Here is a 16069-nt window from a genome sequence, read left to right as displayed (position 1 = left end):
GCCCCACCCCGCGCGCTCACTCCCCCGCGACCCCGGCCCTACCCCGCCCTCCCGCACACGGCGCGCGCGACCCCGTTCGTCGTGCCGTCGGCGAGCGTCGCCTCCGCCCGCTCGCGCCGTCCCCTCCGGGCTTCCGGACCGACCCCTCTGACCAGCCGTTTTCCCGCCGCCGAGCCCGGTGTCCGCACCGCGTCGACAGGGCTTCCGGGCCCGTGGGGCCCCGCCCCGCCGTCGCCGGATTGGAGTAGTCCGGCGAGAGATCGTCGCTCTCCCGGGTGATCGTGGGTGGACCACCCTTCTGGGTGCACCACCCTCTGACCGGGAGGCCACCCGCCTTCCGGAAGGCGAAAGCAGGCACGGATCATGGCGACTTTGTGCAGGCCCTCGGTGTCCGTTCCAGAGCACGTCATCACCATGGAGGAGACGCTGGAACTCGCACGGTCCCACCACGCGGACCACCCGCAACTCGCGCTGGCCCTCCGGCTGATCGAGAACACCGGCGTGCGTACCCGGCACATCGTGCAGCCCATCGAGGAGACCCTGAAGCACCCCGGCTTCGAGGAGCGCAACAAGCTCTACGAGCACGAGGCCAAGGCCCGGGTCCCCGCGGTCATCCAGCGGGCGCTCGACGACGCGGAACTCCTCACCACCGACATCGACGTGATCATCTACGTCTCGTGCACGGGCTTCATGATGCCCTCGCTCACGGCGTGGCTGATCAACGAGATGGCCTTCGACTCGACCACCCGTCAGATACCCATAGCCCAGTTGGGCTGTGCGGCGGGCGGCGCGGCGATCAACCGCGCGCACGACTTCTGCACGGCCTACCCGGACGCCAACGCGCTCATCGTGGCCTGCGAGTTCTGCTCGCTGTGCTACCAGCCCACCGACCTCGGCGTCGGCTCGCTCCTGTCCAACGGCCTGTTCGGTGACGGCATCGCCGCCGCCGTGGTCCGCGGCACCGGCGGCACCGGGGTGCGCCTGGCGCGCAACGGCTCGTACCTGATCCCCAAGACCGAGGACTGGATCGCGTACGCCGTCCGGGAGACCGGCTTCCACTTCCTGCTGGACAAGCGGGTGCCCGCCACCATGGAGCCGCTCGCCCCGGCTCTTCAGGACCTGGCGGGCATGCACGGCTGGGACGCCTCCGACCTCGACTTCTACGTCATCCACGCGGGCGGTCCGCGCATCCTCGACGACCTCAGCAAGTTCCTGAAGGTCGACCCCCACGCGTTCCGGTTCAGCCGGGCCACGCTCACCGAGTACGGCAACATCGCGAGCGCCGTCGTCCTGGACGCGCTGCGCCGGCTGTGCGACGAGGGCGGCGTGGAGGACGGTGCCCGCGGGCTGCTCGCCGGGTTCGGGCCCGGCATCACCGCGGAGATGTCCCTGGGCAACTGGCAGATCGGGGACGGGGCATGACCGAGAACACACTCATCCCGCCCGAACGGGCCGGTGAGGAACTGTGCCCGGTGCGGCACTGGCCCGCCCTCGACCTGACCGGTGTCGACTTCGACCCGGTGCTGGCCGACCTGATGGAGGAGGGGCCGGTCACCCGGATCGAACTGCCCAACGGCGAGGGCTGGGCCTGGCTGGTGACCCGCATGGACGACGTCCGGCTGGTCACCAACGACGCCCGGTTCAGCCGGGAGGCCGTGATGGACCAGCAGGTCACGCGGCTGGCCCCGCACTTCATCCCGTCCCGCGGCGCCGTCGGCTTCCTGGACCCGCCCGACCACAACCGGCTGCGCCGTTCGGTCGCCCCCGCCTTCACGGCACGCGGGGTGGAGCGGGTACGGGAGAGCGCGCGGCGGATGCTGGACGACCTGGTCGACGGCCTCGTCGCGGCCGGCCCGCCCGCCGATCTCACCGCCGCCGTGCTCAGCCCGTTCCCGATCGCGGTGATCTGCGAACTGATGGGCGTCCCGGCGGCCGACCGGCACGGCATGCACACCTGGACCCAGCTGATCCTGTCCTCCGCGCACGGCGCCGACGTCAGCGAGCAGGCCAAGGAGGAGATGGGCGCCTACTTCACGGAACTGATCGACGCGCGCGCGGACAGCGGGGGCGAGGACGTCGCCTCGCTGCTCGGCACCGCCGTGGGTCGCCGGGAGATCACCCTGGAGGAGGCCGTGGGACTCGCGGTGCTCCTGCAGATCGGCGGCGAGGCGGTCACCAACAACAGCGGGCAGATGTTCTACCTGCTGCTGACCCGCCCGGAGCTGGCCGACCGGCTGCGCGCCAACCCCTCGGTCCGCCCGCAGGCCATCGACGAACTGCTGCGCTACATCCCGCACCGCAACGCGGTCGGGCTGTCCCGGATCGCCCTGGAGGACGTGGAGATCAAAGGGGTGCGCATCCGGGCGGGCGACCCGGTCTACGTCTCCTACCTGGCCGCCAACCGCGACCCGGACGTCTTCACCGACCCGCAGAGCATCGACTTCTCGCGCAGCCCCAACCCGCACGTGGCGTTCGGTTTCGGCCCGCACTACTGCCCGGGCGGCCAGCTGGCCCGGATGGAGTCCGAGCTGCTGGTGGACGCCCTCCTCGACCGGCTGCCGGCACTGCGGCTGGCGGTGGCGCCGGACGAGGTGCCGTTCAGGAAGGGCGCGTTGATCCGCGGGCCCGAGGCCCTGCCCGTGGCGTGGTGAGCGCCGATGACGACGATCGAGCCGCCGCTGACCACGCTCGACGATCCGGAGCTGACCGCGTCCGGCGTCGCCGCGGCGGACGGCCTGCTCGTGCCGCCGGGCCACGGCCGGGTGGTCGAGACGGCCGCCCAGCGCGTGACGTTCAAGGTGACCGGCTCGCACTCGCGGACCGCCTCCACCTTCGAGGTGGAGGTCCCGCCGGGCTTCGACGTGGGAGCCCATGTGCACACGCGCAGCGAGGAGTTGTTCTATGTGCTGGAGGGTGAGCTGGACGTGCTCGCCTTCGAGCCGCGGATCCGGACGCCCGACCGCTGGCAGAAGTGGGAGTCCCGCTCGGGCAACCGCGTGGTGCGGGCGACCCCGGGCACGGTCATCGTGGTGCCCCCCGGCTGCCCGCACGCCTTCGCCAACCCCACGGACAGCCCGGCGAAGATGTTCTTCCAGGCGTCCCCGCCGCCGGACCACGAGCGGTACTTCGAGGAGCTGCTGGAGATCCTCGGCAACGGGGGCCCGCCGGACCACGCGGCGATCGAGGCCCTGCGGCGCCGCTACGACATCGAGCAGCTGACGCCGCTCAGGCACCGCTGAGTCCCGGCACCGAGTGCCCCGCCCGCGTACGACGGGCGGGGCACGGGTGCTGCGGGCGGTTCAGCGTTCGGCGAGCTTGGCCACCTTGGCGGTCAGGGCGTCCACGGCCTTGCCTAGGTCCGCTTGGCTCTTGCCCAGCGCCTCGGTCAGGCCCTGGACGGCCGCGGCCAGTTCCAGGTTGCTCTTGGCCACGGCGAGGTCGATCATGCGTTCGGCCTCGGCGATCGCCGTGGGATGGGCGCCGAGTGCGTTGCGCCCGGACACCTGCTGGTGCTTGCTCTCCGCGTCCTTGAGCTGCTGCTGCGCGGTCGTCGCCACGAATTCCCCCTGGCTGCCGGTGGCGTCTGCGCCATCACGGTAGCCCGGCGGTCATGGGCGGACCAGGGGGCGTGGCGGCGGCCGGCGGGGACCCGTCAGCGGATCGGCAGGCCCGAGATGGTGCGGGAGATGACGAGCCGCTGGATCTCGCTGGTGCCCTCGAAGATGGTGTAGATCGCCGCGTCGCGGTGCATCCGCTCCACCGGGTACTCCCGGGTGTAGCCGTTGCCGCCGAGGATCTGGATCGCCTGGGCGGTGACCTTCTTCGCGGTCTCGCTGGCGAACAGCTTGGACATCGAGCCCTCGGCGGCGGTGAACGGCTTGCCGTTGATCGCCATCCAGGAGGCGCGCCACACCAGCAGGCGGGCCGCGTCGATGGACGTGGCCATGTCGGCGAGCTGGAAGGCCACGCCCTGGTTGTCGATGATCGGCCGGCCGAACTGCTCCCGGGTCCTGGCGTAGTCGAGGGCCACCTCGTAGGCGGCGCGGGCGGTGCCGACCGCCATGGCGCCGACGGCGGGGCGGGACGCCTCGAAGGTGGCCATCGCCGCGTTCTTCACCCTCTCCCCGCCCGCCTTGGCCCGCTCACGGGCGCGGGCGAGGCGCTCGTCCAGCTTCTCCTTGCCGCCGAGCAGGCAGGAGCCGGGGACGCGCACGTTGTCGAGGATCACCTCGGCGGTGTGCGAGGCGCGGATGCCGTGCTTCTTGAACTTCTGGCCCTGGGAGCAGCCCGGGGTGCCCGGCGGGACGATGAAGGAGGCGTGCCCCTTGGAGCCCAGCTCCGGGTCGACGGAGGCGACGACGACATGGACGTTGGCGATGCCGCCGTTGGTGGCCCAGGTCTTGGTGCCGTTGATGACCCACTCGTCCTTGGCCTCGTCGTAGACGGCGCGGGTGCGCATCGAGGCGACGTCGGAGCCGGCGTCGGGCTCGGAGGAGCAGAAGGCGGCGACCTTGACGTCGGTGGCGTCGCCGTACATCTGGGGGATCCAGGTGCCGATCTGCTCCTCGGTGCCGTTGGCGAGGACGCCGACCGCGGCCAGGCCGGTGCCGACGATGGACAGGGCTATGCCCGCGTCGCCCCAGAACAGCTCCTCCATGGCCATGGGGATGCCGAGGCCGGTCGGGTCGAAGTACTGCTGGGCGTAGAAGTCGAGGGAGTAGATGCCGACCTTGGCGGCCTCCTGGATGACCGGCCAGGGAGTCTCCTCACGCTCGTCCCATTCGGCGGCCGCGGGGCGGATCACGTCGGCGGCGAAGCCGTGCAGCCAGGTGCGGACCTCCTTCTGTTCGTCGTTGAGCTCCATGGTGAACTCGGCCATGTCCCCTCCAGCGGTACCCATGTGGTGTTACTTGCGGTAACCGTACTGTGTTACCGGCCAGTAGGAGAAGTCAAGTCCCGCTGTTCCTCCGTCGTCGCCTCGGCAGCCCGTTCGAGGTCCGGGGCCCGGTCAGTGTTAGTTTGCGCAGGCGTCACCGAATCAGCACGGGTGGGGAGAGATCATGGACACCACGCAGCGGACCGAGCAGCAGCGGTCCGCCGACCGCAGACGGCGCGAGCTGCTGGAGGCCGCCGACCGGGTGGTGCTGCGCGACGGCCCGCACGCCTCCATGAACGCCATCGCCGCCGAGGCCGGCATCACCAAGCCGATCCTCTACCGCCACTTCGGCGACAAGGGCGGGCTGTACGCTGCCCTCGCCAAGCGGCACACCGACGCCCTGCTCGACTCGCTGCGGGCCGCGCTCGACGCCCCGGCCGAGCGGCGCGAGCGCGTCGAGGCCACGCTGGACACCTACCTCGCCGCCATAGAGGCGCGGCCGCAGGTGTACCGGTTCCTGATGCACCCGGCCGAGGGCGGCCAGGGCGGCGAGGCGGGCTTCGACGTCGGCAAGCACTCCGCGCCGCTGCTGCGCCGCATGGGCGAGGAGCTGGCCCAGGTCATCGAGGAACGCCTCGACCTCGGACCGGGCGGACAGCAACTGGCCCGGGTCTGGGGCCACGGCATCGTCGGCATGATGCACGCGGCGGGCGACTGGTGGCTGGGCGAGCGCCCCTGCTCCCGCGCGGAACTGGTGCGCAGCCTGGCCGACCTCCTGTGGGGCCGGCTCGCGGCGGCCGGCGACAAGGCCGGCGGCCCCGGCTTCTAGGGCCCCGCACCGCTCCCGGCCGCGCCTTCGACACCCCGCCCGTCCGGCCGGGTCTCAGCCCGGACGCCCCCAGGACGCCCTGGCCGCCTGCCGCAGCACCCTGCGCCTGCGCCACCCGGTGAGGCGGTCGACGTACAGGCCGCCGTCCAGGTGGTCGCACTCGTGCTGCAGGCAGCGGGCGAAGAAACCCGTCCCCTCGACCGTGACCGGCTCCCCCGTCACTGTGAGACCCGCCACGACCGCACGGTCGTGGCGCTCGGTGCCCGCCTCCAGTCCCGGCAGCGAGAGACAGCCTTCCGGGCCGCGCAGTACCACACCGTCGGCGGCCACCAGCCGGGGGTTCACCACATGCCCCAGATGCCGGACGTCCTCGTCGTCCGGACAGTCGTAGACGAACACGCGCAGCCCCTCTCCCACCTGGTTCGCGGCAAGTCCCACGCCCCGGGCGGCGTACATCGTGGCGAACAAGTCCTCGACGAGCGCCGCCAGTCGGGGGCCGAAGTCGGTGACCTCCCGGCAGGGCGCACGCAGCGCGTCGTCGCCGAGCAGGGTGAGGGGCCGTACGCGCCCGCGGGCGCCCGGGATCGAGCCGTGTCGCATGGCGGCAAGGGTACGGTCCTCCTGCACGCGCGAACGGCGCGCGGGCGCCGCTGGGTGCCGGGATTCGGGAGCACGATCGGATCTCGATAGGCTGAGGTCCACACCACGTTGCCGGATGGCTCAGGCGCGGCGCGTACGCAAGGAGGATCGAGAACTGATGGCAGGCAACTCGGACCCGCTCACGCCGCGGGCCAAGCTGGCCGTGACCGCGGGCAAGGCGGTCGCGGCGGCATCGCGCGCCGCGGGGCGCGGCAGCGGTTCGGTGATCGGCGGCCGGGTGGCGCTCAAACTCGACCCCGACCTGCTGGCCCGGCTCGCCCAGAACCTGGACGTCGTCCTGGTGTCGGCGACCAACGGCAAGACCACCACCACCCGGCTCATCGCCGAGGCGCTGCGGGCCGCCGGACCGGTGGTCTCCAACGCGCTCGGCGCCAACATGCCCGCGGGCATCACCTCGGCGCTGGCGGGCGGCTCGGACGCGAAGTTCGGCGTCATCGAGGTCGACGAGAAGTACCTCGCGGGCGTCGCCCGGGACACCGACCCCAAGTGCATCGCGCTGCTCAACCTCTCCCGCGACCAGCTCGACCGGGCCGCCGAGACGCGGATGCTCGCCGAGAACTGGCGTGAGGGGCTCGCCGGCTCCAAGGCCGTGGTCGTCGCCAACTGCGACGACCCGCTGGTGGTGTGGGCCGCCTCCTCCTCGCCGAACGTGATCTGGGTGGCCGCCGGCCAGATGTGGAAGGACGACGCCTGGTCGTGCCCGTCCTGCGGCGGTGTGATGCAGCGTCCGGGCGACGACTGGTTCTGCGCCGAGTGCGGTTTCCGCCGGCCCACGCCCAGCTGGGCCCTGTCCGGCGACCACGTCCTGGACCCGCACGGCTCGGCCTGGCCGATCCACCTCCAGCTTCCGGGCCGCGCCAACAAGGCCAACGCGGCCTCCTCCGCGGCCGTCGCCGCCGTCTTCGGAGTGCCGCCGCAGGTGGCCCTGGAGCGGATGTACCAGGTGCAGGCGGTCGCCGGACGCTACGACGTCGTGCAGTTCCAGGGCCGTGACCTGCGCCTGCTGCTGGCGAAGAATCCGGCCGGCTGGCTGGAGACCTTCTCCCTGATCGACCCGCCGCCCGCCCCGGTCATCCTCTCGGTGAACGCGCGCGGCGCCGACGGCACCGACACCTCCTGGCTGTGGGACGTCGACTACACGCGGCTGACCGGCCACCCGCTGCTGGTGATCGGCGACCGGAAGCTGGACCTCGCGGTGCGTCTCGAGGTGGCCAACCAGCACTTCCAGGTCTGCGAGAACCTCGACCAGGCCGTGCAGCAGGCGCCGCCCGGCCGGATCGAGGTCATCGCCAACTACACCGCGTTCCAGGACCTGCGCCGCCGCGTCGGCAACTGATCACGGAGGACGACCACTTCATGAGCGACAACCAACTGCGGCTGGTGTGGATCTACCCGGACCTGCTGAGCACCTACGGCGACCAGGGCAACGCGCTCGTCGTGGAACGCCGGGCGCGCCAGCGCGGCCTGGACGTGGCCCGCCTGGACGTGCGCAGCGACCAGCCGATCCCGACCTCCGGCGACATCTACCTGATCGGCGGCGGCGAGGACCGTCCGCAGCGCCTCGCGGCGGAGCGGCTGCGCCGGGACGGGCACCTGTACCAGGCGGTGCAGAACGGCGCGATCGTCTTCTCGGTCTGCGCCGGCTACCAGATCCTCGGCCACGAGTTCGTCAACGACCTCGGCCAGCGCGAGCCGGGTCTCGGCCTGCTCGACGTGGTGTCGGTGCGCGGCGAGGGCGAGCGGTGCGTGGGCGACGTCCTCGGCGACGTCGACCCGCGCCTCGGGCTGCCGCCGCTGACCGGATTCGAGAACCACCAGGGCGTCACCCACCTCGGCCCGGCCGCCCGCCCCCTCGCCCAGGTCCGCGTGGGCCGGGGCAACGGCACGGGCGACGGCACCGAGGGCGCGTACAACGACACCGTCTTCGGCACCTACATGCACGGCCCGGTGCTCGCCCGCAACCCGCAGATCGCGGACCTGCTGCTGAAGCTGGCGCTCGACGTGAACGCGCTGCCGCCCATCGACGACCGCTGGTACGAGGCGCTGCGCGCCGAGCGCATCGCGTCGGCGGAGCAGCCCGCCTGACCGCACACCGCCGCGCAGCCGTCCGGAACGCGCCAGGGGGACCGCCCCCGGGCGCGTTCCGTGCGTCAAGAGCTGCGCCGCTTGCGCTCCACCCCCTCGCAAGCTCTCCGCAAGGCGGCTGCGGGAAGCTTGCCACCGGGCCCGCCTGACGACGCAGCCGCTCACCTGTGCACCCGCGTCCACCAGCCGGACGGGCCGTGCGGCACCACCCCCTGACGCCGGTAGGGTGGCCGGGATCGAGCCGGACAGCGCGGTCCGGTCCCGGCCCACGTGGAGAAGGTTATTCGGGCTATGCGCATTGGTGTCCTCACGTCCGGCGGCGACTGTCCCGGCCTGAACGCCGTCATCCGGTCCGTCGTGCACCGCGCCGTCGCCGACCACGGCGACGAGGTCATCGGCTTCCGGGACGGCTGGAAGGGCCTCCTGGAGTGCGACTACCTCAAGCTCGACCTCGACGCCGTCGGCGGCATCCTGGCCCGTGGCGGCACCATCCTCGGCTCCTCCCGGGTCCGGCCCGAGCACCTGCGCGACGGAGTGGAGCGGGCCCGGGGCCACGTCGAGGAGCTGGGGCTCGACGCGATCATCCCGATCGGCGGCGAGGGCACTCTGAAGGCGGCCCGGCTCCTCTCCGACAACGGGCTGCCCATCGTCGGGGTGCCCAAGACCATCGACAACGACATCGCGGTCACCGACGTCACCTTCGGCTTCGACACCGCCGTGACCGTCGCCACCGAGGCCCTGGACCGGCTGAAGACCACCGCCGAGTCCCACCAGCGGGTGCTGATCGTGGAGGTCATGGGCCGCCACACCGGCTGGATCGCGCTGCAGTCCGGGATGGCGGCCGGCGCCCACGCCGTGGTCGTCCCCGAACGGCCCTTCGACATCGACGAGCTGACGAAGAAGGTCGGGGAGCGGTTCGCGGCGGGCAAGCGGTTCGCGATCGTCGTCGCCGCCGAGGGCGCCAAGCCGCTGCCCGGCACCATGGACTTCGACGAGGGCGGCAAGGACGTCTACGGCCACGAGCGGTTCGCCGGGATCGCCCGGCAGCTCTCGGTGGAGCTGGAGGAACGCCTGGGCAAGGAGGCGCGGCCGGTCATCCTCGGGCACGTCCAGCGCGGCGGCACCCCGACCGCGTACGACCGGGTGCTGGCCACCCGGTTCGGCTGGCACGCCGTGGAGGCCGTGCACCGCGGGGAGTTCGGCCGGATGACGGCGCTGCGTGGCACGGACATCGTGATGGTGTCGCTGGCCGAGGCCGTGGAGACGCTGAAGACGGTGCCCGCCGACCGGTACGCCGAGGCGGAGTGCGTGCTGTAGAACACGGCCGGTCCGAGCCGCCCCCGGTCGCGAGCGCGGCCGGGGGCGGTTCTACCCTGGGTGCGGACAGACAGCTGGGGACAGACGGTCACGGACACCCACAGCTGTGGTCGGACAGTGCGCACCCCCACGAATCAGGAGCCGGCGGATGGATCACAGCGGGCACGGCATGACCATGGATCTGCCGCCGTTCACGCTGGGACGCGGCCTGGAATGGTCCGCGGACCCGTTCTTCCTCGTCGCCTGCCTGCTCGGTCTGGGCCTGTACGGCTGGGGTGTGGTGCGGCTGCGGCGGCGCGGCGACTCCTGGCCGGTGGGCCGCACGATCGCGTACGTCGTCGGCGTGCTGACGGTGGCGCTGGTGATGTGCACCAAGCTGAACGACTACGGCATGGTCATGTTCAGCGTGCACATGGTGCAGCACATGGTCATCAGCATGCTCTCGCCGATCCTGATCCTGCTCGGCGCCCCGATCACGCTGGCGCTGCGCGCGCTGCCGGTGGCGGCGGTCCGGGGCCGCAAGGGTCCGCGCGAGCTGCTGCTCGCCCTGCTGCACAGCCGCTACGTCCGGATCATCACGCACCCCGCGTTCACCATCCCGCTGTTCGTCGCCAGCCTGTACGCGCTGTACTTCACGCCGATCTTCGACTTCCTGATGGGGTCCAGGGCGGGGCACGTCGCGATGATGGTGCACTTCCTCGCGGTGGGTGTGGCGTTCTTCTGGCCGATCATGGGCATCGACCCGGGTCCGCACCGGCCGGGCTACCTGATGCGGATGCTGGAGCTGTTCGCGGGCATGCCCTTCCACGCGTTCTTCGGCATCGCGCTGATGATGGGGTCGACGCCGATGGTGGAGACCTTCCGCAACCCGCCCGCCTCGCTCGGCATCGACGCCCTGTCCGACCAGACCGCGGCCGGCGGCATCGCCTGGGCGTTCAGCGAGGTGCCTTCGGTGCTGGTGCTCCTCGCGCTGCTGTTCCAGTGGTACCGCTCCGAGCAGCGGCAGGCCAGGCGCAAGGACCGGGCCGCGGAGCGCGACGGCGACAAGGAGCTGGCCGCCTACAACGCCTACCTGGCCTCGCTGGACGCGCGCGGCAACTGACCGCTCTCCCCTCCCCTCCGTCCTCTGCGCGCACCAGCGCCTCCCGGAACGCGAAAACCGGGGCACCATGGAGGCAGGACGGACGAGGAGGAGGGTGCCGATGCCCGGCTCGACGGACGGTTCCACGAGAGCGATGGGGGTGCTCACCGTCGGCACCCTGGTCGCGGTGACGGCGTACACGGTGGCGCTGGGCGGCAACGGCTGGCTGTGGTTCGGCTGGGTCGTACTGGGCCTGGTCACCCTGGGCATGATCGTCTCGCACGGCACGTGAGCCCGGCGTCCTGAGCCGCCTCGCCCCGCGCTGCCGCACCGGTCAGTCCCCGGGAAGGCTCCCGAGCCGCCCCGAGTGCACGCCCGGCTGGTACTTGGGCAGCCGGACGGTGATCTTCATGCCGGCGCCCGGCGCGGTCTCGATGACCAGGCCGTGGTCGTCGCCGTAGACCTGGCGCAGCCGGTCGTCGACGTTGGACAGGCCGATGCCGCCGGAGGGGCTGTCCTCCCCCGCGAGGATGCGGCGCAGCAGCCCGGGGTCCATGCCCGCGCCGTCGTCCTCGATGACGACCAGCGCCTCGGCGCCCGCGTCCTGGGCGGTGATGCGGATGCGGCAGGTTCCGGACTTGCCCTCCAGGCCGTGCTTGACCGCGTTCTCCACGAGCGGTTGCAGGCACAGGAAGGGCAGCGCGACCGGCAGCACCTCGGGGGCGATCTGCAGGGTGACGGCGAGGCGGTCGCCGAAGCGTGCCCTGACCAGCGCGAGGTAGTGCTCGATGGCGTGGAGTTCGTCGGCGAGCGTGGTGAAGTCGCCGTGCCGGCGGAAGGAGTAGCGGGTGAAGTCGGCGAACTCCAGCAGCAGCTCGCGGGCGCGCTCGGGGTCGGTGCGCACGAAGGAGGCGATCACCGCGAGCGAGTTGAAGACGAAGTGCGGGGAGATCTGGGCGCGCAGGGCCTTGATCTCGGCCTCGACGATCCGCGTGCGGGAGCGGTCGAGTTCGGCGAGTTCGAGCTGGACGGACACGAAGCGGGCGACCTCGGCGGCGGCGCGGACCAGGACGGCTGACTCGCGGGGCGCGCAGGCGACCAGGGCGCCGTGCACCCGGTCGTCCACGGTGAGCGGGGCGACGACGGCCCAGCGCACCGGGCAGTGGGGCGCCCGGCAGGTGAGCGGGAACGCCTCGCCGCGGCCGGTGTCCAGCGCGCCGGTGAGGCGGTCCATGATCTCCTCGCGGTGATGAGCGCCGGTCCCGTCCCAGGCGAGCACCCGGCTGTCGTCGGTGAGGCAGAGCGCGTCGGTGCCGAGCAGCGAGCGCAGCCGGCGGGCCGCCTTCCGCGCGGTCTCCTCGGTCAGGCCGGCCCGCAGCGGGGGCGCGGCGAGGGAGGCGGTGTGCAGGGTCCGGAAGGTGGCGTGCTCGACGGGGGTTCCCAGTCCGCCGAGGTGGCGCGGGCGGGCGGTGCGCCGGCCCAGCCAGAACCCGGCGGCCAGCAGGGGCAGGACGGCGACGCACAGCCCGGCGAGGAAACCGCTCACGTCTTCACCTCCGTGGCCGGTTCCGGTTGCTCGGGCAGGTGGAAGCGGGCGAGGACGGCCGCCGTGCCGGCCGGCACCCTGCCGGGGGTGGCCAGGGACACCAGCACCATGGTGAGGAAGCCCAGCGGCACCGACCACAGGGCGGGCCAGGCCAGCAGCGCGTGCAGCGGACCGGTGTCCGGGACTTTGGCCATGGTCACGGCGACGGCGACGAACGCGGCCCCGCCGCCCGCCAGCATCCCGGCCGCCGCGCCGGGCGGGGTCAGCCGCCGCCACCAGATGCCGAGGACGAGCAGCGGGCAGAAGGAGGAGGCGGACACGGCGAAGGCGAGGCCGACGGCGTCGGCCACCGGCAGCCCTCCGGCCAGGGCGCTCGCGGCCAGCGGCACGGCCATCGCGAGCACCGTGCCGAGCCGGAAGTGCCGGACGCCGCGGGCGGGCAGCGGGCCGCGCGAGGGCAGCACGTCCTGGGTGAGCACTCCGGCCACGGCCATGGTCAGGCCGGAGGCGGTGGACAGGAACGCGGCGAAGGCGCCGCCCGCGACCAGCGCGCCGAGCAGGTCGCCGCCGAGGCCGCCGATCAGGCGGTCGGGCAGCAGCAGTACGGCGGCGTCCGCGTCGCCGGTGAGCGTCAGCTCGGGGGCGTAGAGGCGGCCCAGGGCGCCGTAGACCGGGGGCAGCAGGTAGAAGGCGCCGATCAGGCCGAGCACCGCCACCGTGGTGCGGCGGGCGGCGACGCCGTGCGGGCTGGTGTAGAAGCGGACGACGACGTGCGGCAGGCCCATGGTGCCGAGGAAGGTGGCGAGGATGAGTCCGTACGTGGCGTGGAGCGGGCGTTCCGCACGGCTCGCGGCCGGCGTGCTGGACAGGCCGCCGGCGCCGGTCCGGTCGGCGGCGGGCACCCTGGCACCGGCGTCGAAGGTGAGGCGGGTGCCGCGCTGGACGTGATGGGTGCCGGCGGGCAGGCTGACGCGTTCGCCGTGGTGCAGGCGGCCGTCGACGGTGCCGTGGACGGTGACGGTGAGCGGGCGCTCCAGCCGCAGGCCGAGGGCGGTGTCGACGCGCACGGTGCGCCGCTCGCGGAAGGCGGCGGGTTCGTCGAAGGCGTGACGGGGCGCGCCGTCGCCCTGCCAGGCGAGGAGGAGGAAGAGGGCGGGGACGAGCAGGGCGGTCAGTTTCAGCCAGTACTGGAAGGCCTGGACGAAGGTGATGCTGCGCATGCCGCCCGCGGCGACGGTCGCCACCACCACGGCGGCCACGATCAGCGCGCCCAGGGCCCCGGGGGCTCCGGTGAGCACGGCGAGCGTCAGTCCCGCTCCCTGGAGCTGGGGCAGCAGGTACAGCCAGCCGACCCCGACGACGAAGGCGCCCGCCAGCCGCCGCACCCCCTGGGAGGCGAGCCGGGCCTCGGCGAAGTCGGGCAGCGTGTAGGCGCCGGAGCGGCGCAGCGGGGCGGCGACGAACAGGAGCAGGACAAGGTGGCCGGCGGCGTAGCCGACCGGGTACCACAGCATGTCGGGGCCCTGGACGAGGACCAGTCCGGCGATGCCGAGGAAGGAGGCCGCGGAGAGGTACTCGCCGCTGATGGCGGCGGCGTTCAGGCGGGGGCCGACGGTGCGGGAGGCGACGTAGAAGTCGGAGGTGGTCCGCGATATGCGCAGGCCGAAGGCGCCGACGAGGACGGTGGCCACGACGACGAGGGCGACGGCGGGGACGGTGTAGGCGGAGTTCACGGGGTGCGGCCTCAGCGGTCCTCGGTCAGGCGGACGAAGTCGCGTTCGTTGCGTTCGGCGCGGCGCACGTACCAGCGGGCGAGCAGGATCAGGGGGGCGTAGAGGCAGAAGCCGAGGACCGCCCAGCGCAGGCGGCGGGCGTCGGGGGCCGCGGCGAACACCAGCGGCAGCGGCCCGACGAGCAGGACGAGCACCCCGAAGGCGGCGAGGGAGGTGCGCAGTTGGGTGCGCATGAGGGAGCGGACGTAGGTGTGGCCGAGGGTGGTCTGTTCGTCGATCTCGGTGCGTGGCCGGTAGTGGCCGGTGGCCCGGCGGGTGCGGCGGGGCGGCCCGGTGACGGTGACGCGGCGTTCGGCGGGGTCCTGCGGCATGGTGGGCGTCCTTAGCGCGCGGTGCGGCGCATCAGCAGGTCCCGCAGTTCGCGCGCGTGGCGGCGGCTGACCTGGAGTTCCCCGTCGCCGATGAGGACGCTCACCGAACCGGCGTCCAGGCGCAGTTCGCGGATGTGGTGCAGGGCGACGAGATGGCGGCGGTGGATGCGGACGAAGCCTCGTGCGCGCCAGCGGTCCTCCAGCGCGGAGAGCGGGATGCGGACGAGATGGCTGCCCCGGGCGGTGTGCAGCCGGGCGTAGTCGCCCTGCGCCTCGACGTGGGTGATGTCCTCGACGGCGACGAAGCGGGTCACACCGCCGAGTTCCACGGGCAGTTGGTCGGGGTCGGGTTCGCTGACGGGGATCCGCACGGCGGTCCGGCGCAGCTCGTCGGCGCGGCGGACGGCCTCCGCCAGGCGTTCCCCGCGGACGGGTTTGAGGACGTAGTCGACGGCCTTCAGGTCGAAGGCCTGCACGGCGAAGTCCTCGTGGGCGGTGACGAACACGATCAGCGGCGGCTCAGCGAAACCGGTGAGCAGCCGGGCCAGGTCGAGGCCGTCGAGGCCGGGCATCTGGATGTCGAGGAAGACGACGTCGATCGCGTCGGGCCCGCCGGGCCCCGAGCGCAGCGCCCGGTTGATGCGGCGCAGCGCCTCGGTCGCGTCCCCCGCGCCCTCGACGCCCGCGATCCTGGGGTCGGCGCCGAGCAGGTAGAGCAGTTCCTCCAGGGAGGGGCGTTCGTCGTCGACGGCGAGGGCGCGCAGCATGAACGTGGAGTGTAGGGGCCGGCGGCGGCCCTGGACATGCGGCGGGCACGGCCGTTCCCGCCGCAGGCGCGTCGGTTCCTGCCGGAGGGTGCGGGGGTTCCCGCCGCAGGGCAGGGGCGCTCACGCCGGAGGGCGCGGGCGGTGAGGCCGGACAGCGCCGACGCTTCCGGCGGCCGTCGCGGGCGTTCCCGCCGGACAGCGCGGGCGCTCACCCCCGGCCGGCGTGCGCGTGCACGCTCGGCGGGCGCGGGCCTCCACGCTGGATACAGTGCGGGCATGAACAGCAGGCCCACGCCGTTCGACGAGCTTGATCGCAAGATCCTCACCGCTCTGATGGCAAACGCTCGTACGAGTTTCGCGGAGATCGGTGCGGCCGTCGGGCTGTCCGCGACGGCCGTCAAGCGCCGGGTGGACCGGCTGCGCGACACGGGGGTGATCACCGGGTTCACGGCGACGGTGAAGCCCTCGGCGCTGGGCTGGCGCACCGAGGCGTACGTCGAGGTGTACTGCGAGGGCGCGGCACCGCCCCGGCGGCTGGCCGAGGTGGTGCGCAACCACCCGGAGATCACGGCGGCGATGACGGTGACCGGCGGCGCGGACGCGCTGCTGCACGTGCGGGCGCGGGACGTGGCGCACTTCGAGGAGGTGCTGGAGCGGATCCGGGTCGAGCCGTTCATCCGCAAGACGATCAGCGTCATGGTCCTCTCCCATCTGCTGCCGGACAGCCCGGAGGCGGGGGCCAGCCAGGCCGCCCCCGAAGACGCAGCAGACGTGCGCTGAGGGGACGCAAGACGCAGCATTCCT

Annotated in this window: 16 protein-coding genes and 1 pseudogene; 10 read left to right on the top strand and 7 right to left on the bottom strand. The window is 72.8% G+C overall.

Annotated elements, in window-relative coordinates; genetic code table 11:
• Nucleotides 1-354 precede the first annotated feature (354 nt).
• The 3 genes and pseudogenes from IG64_RS16535 to IG64_RS16525 form a co-directional block, all read left to right on the top strand.
• Nucleotides 355-1422, top strand: a pseudogene (locus tag IG64_RS16535) (type III polyketide synthase); the annotation flags it as partial.
• Nucleotides 1419-2651 carry a cytochrome P450 gene (locus tag IG64_RS16530; RefSeq protein WP_037856664.1) on the top strand — a complete coding sequence of 411 codons (1233 nt, stop codon included), beginning with the start codon at nucleotides 1419-1421 and terminating at the stop codon, nucleotides 2649-2651. The pseudogene IG64_RS16535 and the gene IG64_RS16530, both read left to right, overlap by 4 nt.
• A 6-nt stretch (nucleotides 2652-2657) precedes the next feature.
• Nucleotides 2658-3239, top strand: coding sequence for a cupin domain-containing protein (locus IG64_RS16525; protein ID WP_037856660.1), 582 nt, complete (start codon nucleotides 2658-2660; stop codon nucleotides 3237-3239).
• Nucleotides 3240-3299: 60 nt separating this feature from the next.
• On the opposite strand, the gene IG64_RS16520 is transcribed toward IG64_RS16525, so the two are convergent.
• Nucleotides 3300-3557: a hypothetical protein gene (locus IG64_RS16520; protein WP_037856659.1), complete on the bottom strand. Its 258-nt coding sequence runs from the start codon at nucleotides 3555-3557 to the stop codon at nucleotides 3300-3302.
• 95 nt (nucleotides 3558-3652) lie between these two features.
• On the bottom strand, nucleotides 3653-4879 hold the full coding sequence (locus tag IG64_RS16515; protein WP_037856658.1) for an acyl-CoA dehydrogenase family protein: 1227 nt from the start codon (nucleotides 4877-4879) through the stop codon (nucleotides 3653-3655).
• 181 nt (nucleotides 4880-5060) lie between these two features.
• Here IG64_RS16515 and IG64_RS16510 point away from each other — a divergent pair, with 181 nt between their 5' ends.
• Nucleotides 5061-5705, top strand: coding sequence for a TetR family transcriptional regulator (locus tag IG64_RS16510; RefSeq protein WP_037856657.1), 645 nt, complete (start codon nucleotides 5061-5063; stop codon nucleotides 5703-5705).
• A 54-nt stretch (nucleotides 5706-5759) separates the two neighbouring features.
• Here IG64_RS16510 and def read toward each other — a convergent pair whose 3' ends face one another.
• Nucleotides 5760-6305, bottom strand: coding sequence for a peptide deformylase (gene def, locus IG64_RS16505; protein ID WP_037856655.1), 546 nt, complete (start codon nucleotides 6303-6305; stop codon nucleotides 5760-5762).
• Between the two features lie 157 nt (nucleotides 6306-6462).
• Here def and IG64_RS16500 point away from each other — a divergent pair, with 157 nt between their 5' ends.
• The 5 genes from IG64_RS16500 (at nucleotide 6463) to IG64_RS40445 (ending at nucleotide 11140) form a co-directional block, all read left to right on the top strand.
• Entirely contained in the window at nucleotides 6463-7701 is a 1239-nt protein-coding gene (locus tag IG64_RS16500; RefSeq protein WP_037856652.1) for a MurT ligase domain-containing protein, read from the top strand.
• 20 nt (nucleotides 7702-7721) lie between these two features.
• The gene (locus IG64_RS16495; RefSeq protein ID WP_037856650.1) at nucleotides 7722-8450 is read left to right on the top strand and encodes a type 1 glutamine amidotransferase; all 729 of its coding nucleotides are present in this window, start codon (nucleotides 7722-7724) and stop codon (nucleotides 8448-8450) included.
• Nucleotides 8451-8741: 291 nt separating this feature from the next.
• Nucleotides 8742-9767: a 6-phosphofructokinase gene (locus tag IG64_RS16490; protein WP_037856648.1), complete on the top strand. Its 1026-nt coding sequence runs from the start codon at nucleotides 8742-8744 to the stop codon at nucleotides 9765-9767.
• Between the two features lie 148 nt (nucleotides 9768-9915).
• Entirely contained in the window at nucleotides 9916-10869 is a 954-nt protein-coding gene (locus IG64_RS16485) for a cytochrome c oxidase assembly protein (protein ID WP_037856647.1), read from the top strand.
• Nucleotides 10870-10969: 100 nt separating this feature from the next.
• Nucleotides 10970-11140: a hypothetical protein gene (locus tag IG64_RS40445; RefSeq protein ID WP_037856646.1), complete on the top strand. Its 171-nt coding sequence runs from the start codon at nucleotides 10970-10972 to the stop codon at nucleotides 11138-11140.
• A gap of 42 nt (nucleotides 11141-11182) precedes the next feature.
• Here IG64_RS40445 and IG64_RS16475 read toward each other — a convergent pair whose 3' ends face one another.
• The 4 genes from IG64_RS16475 to IG64_RS16460 are packed head-to-tail and all read right to left on the bottom strand — an operon-like array spanning nucleotide 11183 to nucleotide 15265.
• Complete coding sequence (locus IG64_RS16475; protein ID WP_037856645.1) at nucleotides 11183-12394, bottom strand: sensor histidine kinase; 1212 nt, start codon at nucleotides 12392-12394, stop codon at nucleotides 11183-11185.
• Complete coding sequence (locus tag IG64_RS16470) at nucleotides 12391-14127, bottom strand: cation acetate symporter (RefSeq protein ID WP_037856644.1); 1737 nt, start codon at nucleotides 14125-14127, stop codon at nucleotides 12391-12393. The genes IG64_RS16475 and IG64_RS16470 overlap by 4 nt, the downstream gene beginning before the upstream one ends.
• An 11-nt stretch (nucleotides 14128-14138) precedes the next feature.
• On the bottom strand, nucleotides 14139-14498 hold the full coding sequence (locus IG64_RS16465) for a hypothetical protein (RefSeq protein WP_037856643.1): 360 nt from the start codon (nucleotides 14496-14498) through the stop codon (nucleotides 14139-14141).
• 11 nt (nucleotides 14499-14509) lie between these two features.
• Complete coding sequence (locus IG64_RS16460) at nucleotides 14510-15265, bottom strand: LytR/AlgR family response regulator transcription factor (RefSeq protein WP_037856641.1); 756 nt, start codon at nucleotides 15263-15265, stop codon at nucleotides 14510-14512.
• A gap of 276 nt (nucleotides 15266-15541) precedes the next feature.
• On the opposite strand from IG64_RS16460, the gene IG64_RS16455 reads away from it, so the two are divergent.
• Nucleotides 15542-16045 (top strand): Lrp/AsnC family transcriptional regulator, encoded by a 504-nt coding sequence (locus tag IG64_RS16455; protein ID WP_037856640.1) that lies wholly within the window; start codon nucleotides 15542-15544, stop codon nucleotides 16043-16045.
• Nucleotides 16046-16069 lie beyond the last annotated feature (24 nt).

The sequence above is a fragment of the Streptomyces sp. NRRL S-340 genome (assembly GCF_000720185.1).
GTDB lineage: Bacteria > Actinomycetota > Actinomycetes > Streptomycetales > Streptomycetaceae > Streptomyces.
Note: the sequence above shows the minus strand (reverse complement) of the source record. Positions and strands in the feature narration are given on the sequence as shown.

Excerpts from the sequence above, each read along its gene's own strand:
- IG64_RS16460 (WP_037856641.1), bottom strand. The coding sequence starts at position 15,265 with ATGCTGCGCGCCCTCGCCGTCGACGACGAACGCCCCTCCCTGGAGGAA.
- IG64_RS16490 (WP_037856648.1), top strand. The coding sequence starts at position 8,742 with ATGCGCATTGGTGTCCTCACGTCCGGCGGCGACTGTCCCGGCCTGAAC.
- IG64_RS16510 (WP_037856657.1), top strand. The coding sequence starts at position 5,061 with ATGGACACCACGCAGCGGACCGAGCAGCAGCGGTCCGCCGACCGCAGA.
- IG64_RS16500 (WP_037856652.1), top strand. The coding sequence starts at position 6,463 with ATGGCAGGCAACTCGGACCCGCTCACGCCGCGGGCCAAGCTGGCCGTG.
- IG64_RS16455 (WP_037856640.1), top strand. The coding sequence starts at position 15,542 with ATGAACAGCAGGCCCACGCCGTTCGACGAGCTTGATCGCAAGATCCTC.
- IG64_RS16465 (WP_037856643.1), bottom strand. The coding sequence starts at position 14,498 with ATGCCGCAGGACCCCGCCGAACGCCGCGTCACCGTCACCGGGCCGCCC.
- IG64_RS16530 (WP_037856664.1), top strand. The coding sequence starts at position 1,419 with ATGACCGAGAACACACTCATCCCGCCCGAACGGGCCGGTGAGGAACTG.
- IG64_RS16515 (WP_037856658.1), bottom strand. The coding sequence starts at position 4,879 with ATGGCCGAGTTCACCATGGAGCTCAACGACGAACAGAAGGAGGTCCGC.
- IG64_RS16495 (WP_037856650.1), top strand. The coding sequence starts at position 7,722 with ATGAGCGACAACCAACTGCGGCTGGTGTGGATCTACCCGGACCTGCTG.
- IG64_RS16485 (WP_037856647.1), top strand. The coding sequence starts at position 9,916 with ATGGATCACAGCGGGCACGGCATGACCATGGATCTGCCGCCGTTCACG.
- IG64_RS16525 (WP_037856660.1), top strand. The coding sequence starts at position 2,658 with ATGACGACGATCGAGCCGCCGCTGACCACGCTCGACGATCCGGAGCTG.
- def (WP_037856655.1), bottom strand. The coding sequence starts at position 6,305 with ATGCGACACGGCTCGATCCCGGGCGCCCGCGGGCGCGTACGGCCCCTC.
- IG64_RS40445 (WP_037856646.1), top strand. The coding sequence starts at position 10,970 with ATGCCCGGCTCGACGGACGGTTCCACGAGAGCGATGGGGGTGCTCACC.